This is a genomic window from Rhizobacter sp. P2_H2, assembly GCF_056403375.1.
This window is the reverse complement of the sequence record NZ_JBFUFP010000538.1, coordinates 1-3,682: the sequence shown is the minus strand read 5'-3', so window position 1 is coordinate 3,682 and position 3,682 is coordinate 1. Positions and strand designations below refer to the sequence as shown.

General features: G+C 73.9%; 4 protein-coding genes. All 4 read right to left on the bottom strand.

Annotation, left to right across the window (positions count from 1 at the left end):
• A partial coding sequence (locus tag AC1D15_RS21990; RefSeq protein WP_477827640.1) for a hypothetical protein occupies positions 1-561 on the bottom strand: 561 nt, incomplete at its 3' end.
• A gap of 100 nt (positions 562-661) precedes the next feature.
• Positions 662-2,080, bottom strand: coding sequence for a YncE family protein (locus AC1D15_RS21985; RefSeq protein WP_477827639.1), 1,419 nt, complete (start codon positions 2,078-2,080; stop codon positions 662-664).
• A 115-nt stretch (positions 2,081-2,195) separates the two neighbouring features.
• Positions 2,196-3,044, bottom strand: coding sequence for a spore coat protein U domain-containing protein (locus AC1D15_RS21980; protein ID WP_477827638.1), 849 nt, complete (start codon positions 3,042-3,044; stop codon positions 2,196-2,198).
• Positions 3,041-3,682 (bottom strand): fimbria/pilus outer membrane usher protein (locus AC1D15_RS21975; RefSeq protein ID WP_477827637.1); only part of this gene is annotated, 642 nt, incomplete at its 5' end. The genes AC1D15_RS21975 and AC1D15_RS21980, both read right to left, overlap by 4 nt.

The window sequence follows — 3,682 nt, the reverse complement described above, 5'->3', positions numbered from 1 at the left end:
CAGCAGTTCATCGCCGGCCTGGGCCTGGGCGATGTAGTTCTCCAGGCCTTCGACCAGCCCGCGCGACAGCCAGTTGAACGCCGACGGCCCCACCTCGTCCGGCCGCCGGTTCTGGAAACGCCGCGCGTACTCCTGCGAGGCGATCGCGCCGCGGTTGAAGAAGACCGCGTGCCTGCCCTGGTCGACGCGCTCGGTCGCCACCGCCAGGTCGACCTCGGGCCCGCGCGCGAGCGCACCCGGGCTGCCGCTCATCGCGACGATCGTGTAGACGTAGCGCTCGTCGGGCGAGGCGCTGTAGTCCGCCCACTGGAAGGTCTGCAGCGGGTGCAGGAAGCTCGTCACCGGCTCGCCGGGCACCGGGTACGGCTCGACCTGCTCGAAGGTCTTCATGCCCGACAGCCAGATGCGCTCGCCGTCGCGCTCGCGCAGCCGCCGCACCGCGAAGCCCAGCACGCCTTGCGCGAGCATCGCCGCCTCGGGCATGTCCCAGCCCAGCAACACCACGTAGGTGCCTGCCACGGCCATCGCGGTCAGGCCGCCGTTCTCGTTGCGCACGCGCATGCTGCTCTCCCGGTTGTCACGCACGGGCACGGTGCCCCGGAACGGCGCGCCCGTCATCCTCCAGATGGTGGACGCCGGGACGGCCGAACGGGCCAGCCTCTCAGCGCCGAGCCGCTTCCAGCGCCGCGAACGCGGTGATCAGCAGCTGCACGGCCAGCACGTCGGCGGCGTATTGCACCGACACGTCGCTGCGCGGCCCGAGCAGGTTCCACAGCACCGGCACGCTGATCGACAGCGTGTAGACCGACCACACGAGGAACCAGGCGAGCGCCATCGGATTGCGTCCGCGCATCCACTGGCCGAGCCCCGGCAGCAGCGCCGAGGCAAGCACGGCCCACCAGTGCGGCGTGGCCGCGATGCGGCGCCGCGAGCGGCTGCCGCTGCGCGCATGCCACACCAGCGTGATCGCGGCGACCACGCCGCCGATGGCCGCGGCGACCAGCGCCTGGTGCAGCCACGTCAGCCGCTGCTGCAGCTGCGCCGCCTCCTGCAGTTCGCGCCGGCTGTCGGCATCGCCGAACGGCGGCAGCGGCTCGTGCGCCACGCTCCAGCGCAGCACCGAGCGGCTCTGGCCGTCGACCACCAGCAGGTCGCGCCCGAGCCAGCCGAGGTCGCGCGGCTCCATGCGCTCGGTCTGCGAGAACAGCAGCTCGCCGCCGCCGGGCAGGATGTCGGCCACCACGCCGACGATGCGGTCGTTGCCGAAGCGGATCACGGTGGCCAGCGGCAGCGGCTCATTGACCTCGGTGGCCTGCGGCGGATGCGACCGCGCGAGGCCCAGGTAGCGGGTGCCGCGCGGCGCCGGCACGTCCACCGCCTGCTGCAGCGCGAGCGTGCGGCCGTCCAGCCGCTTCAGCTGCAGGCCGTTGGTGTCGGTGGTCCACAGCGCGTCGCCGTTCCACCACAGGCCGTTCGTGAAGCGGTACATCCCGAGCACGGTGCGTGCGAGGAAGCGGCCGTCGCGGTCGAACAGCGCCACCGCGTGGCCGCCGCCGGTCGAGGCCGCGATGCGCCCGTCGTCGGCGAACGCCAGGTGCACCGCGCGGCTCGCATGCTCCGCCAGCTCGGGCGGCCATTGCAGCGTGATGGTGCTGGACGGCAGCAGCGTGGCGGGGTCGAGCAGGTGGATGGCCGGCTCGTTGTCGAGCCGCATCGCGAGCAGCCCGGCGGCCGGGTGCCAGTCGAGGCTGTAGACGCGGCCCGGCAGGCCGATCTCCGCCAGCCGGGCGCGCGTGCCGCGGTGCCCCTTGGCATCGAACGACCAGATCTCGTCGTCGACGGCCAGCCAGGCCTGCGTGCCGTCGGGGCGCAGCGCCAGGGCGGCCGGGCCGTACAGCTCCGCGACCCGGTGGCCGACCTTGAAATCCAGCGCCAGCAGCAGCAGCGCGAGCAGCACGCAGACCAGCGCAATGCGCGGCGGCGCCGCCGCACCGATGCGGGGGCGGCTGCGTGCCTTGGGAATATCGGTACTGCCGGATCCGTCAGCCCTGTCTCGGGCCGATCTGAGAAGAGTCGACATGGGGGGTCCTCGCCAGCGGGCAAGGGTATCGGAGTCGGGCGGCCGTCCCTCCCTCCCGGCCCTCCGCTGGGGCGTCCGATTCAACCGTTCAACCGGTCCGCCGCCTGCCGGTCGCTCAATAGCTGATCGTCAGCACGTGAACCCGGGCCGCCTGGCAGGGCGCCGTCGCACAGGAGCCGGCCAGTCCGGCCTCGATGCGGCCGGTGACGTGGTGCTCGTGCACCTGGCCGTTCCAGGTGCCGGACACGGCATCCAGCGTCAGCGTGTAGGGCAGGTCGAGCAGCATGCCGCCGCCGCTGTCCAGCGCCAGCGCGTAATCGGTGTTGCAGTCCGCCGTGAAGCTGTTGGTGGCGATGGCCGGCGCCGACTGGAAGGCGACGTAGTCCAGCGTCACGGCGGTCGGCGTCGACAGGCTGCAGGCCGGCGGGACGTCGAGCGTGACGCCGCCGGTGGTGCTGCCGGAACCGGTGCCGGTGCTGCCGCGGGCCATGGCCGAGCTGCCATCCGCGTGGTAGGCCAGCGTGACGAGCAGCGTGTCGCGGTAGCTGCCGGCCGCCGGCCGGCGCGCCCGCGCGGGCGCCACCAGGTAGAACGGCAGTTGCGTGCTCGCCATCGGGCCGCCGGCAAAGACCACGCTGCCGCTGATCGCGTACGGCGCGGTGCTGCCCCATGGGGTGCGCGCGGCAGCGTCCTGCCACAGGCCGTAGCCGATGTTGCGCCCGGCACTGTCCTCGGCGGCCAGCGTGTGCGTCGAGCCCACGGTGGCGCTGAACGAGGCGCTCGTGAGCGGGCTGTCGGCCGCCTTCGTGCACTGCACGGTCAGCGTGCCGCCCAGCGTCAGGGCGCCGGGCGCTGCCACGCGGCCCGACGGCGAGGTCACCGTCAGCCCGCAACTGACCGCGCCCGGCACCGACGCCGGCACGGCCAGGAGTGCCAGCGCGCAAGCGAGCCGGCCCGGGATCACGGCGACACCCCGGCGCAGGTCAGCGGGCCGAGGCGCGTGATGTCGTTGCCGTCGTCCGGCGGCAGCCGCACCGCCAGCGCGCACGACTGCCCGCGCCAGCGCAGCACCAGCGTGGCCACCGGCGCGAGGCCGGTCACGAAGACCTCGCCGCGGCGCGCCATGTAGAACACCTGCGGATCGCCGACGATGCCGACCTCGGCGCCCGGCGGCGCCGCTTCGCCACCCTCCAGCCGCACGCGGATCAGCGCGGCGCGCCCGCTGCGCACCGGGAAGCGCAGTTTCACCACGCTGCGTGCCGCCGGCACGGCCGACATCTCCACCGAATCGAGCTCGGCGCCGATCGGCAGGTCCGACGGGTCGAGCCGCACGGCGTTGGCCTGGTAGGGCAGCAACTGCGGCAGCAGCGCCCGTCCGTCGCTGCCGGTGCGGGCCGCGACCTGCCCGAGCAGGCTCACGCCGACGCCGGGCTGGCCGGGCACCTCCACCAGCGCCATCGCGGGGCCGCTGCGCCGCGTGGCGAACAGCGCGCCATCGACTGCTACCCAGGCCCCCTGCGCGCCCAGCCGCAGCGTTTGCAGCTCAYGCGTCTGGCCCAGGTCCAACGCGAGGCTGCCGCGCGGGCCGTCGCGGTACAGGCC

Excerpts from the sequence above, each read along its gene's own strand:
- AC1D15_RS21985 (WP_477827639.1), bottom strand. The coding sequence starts at position 2,080 with ATGTCGACTCTTCTCAGATCGGCCCGAGACAGGGCTGACGGATCCGGC.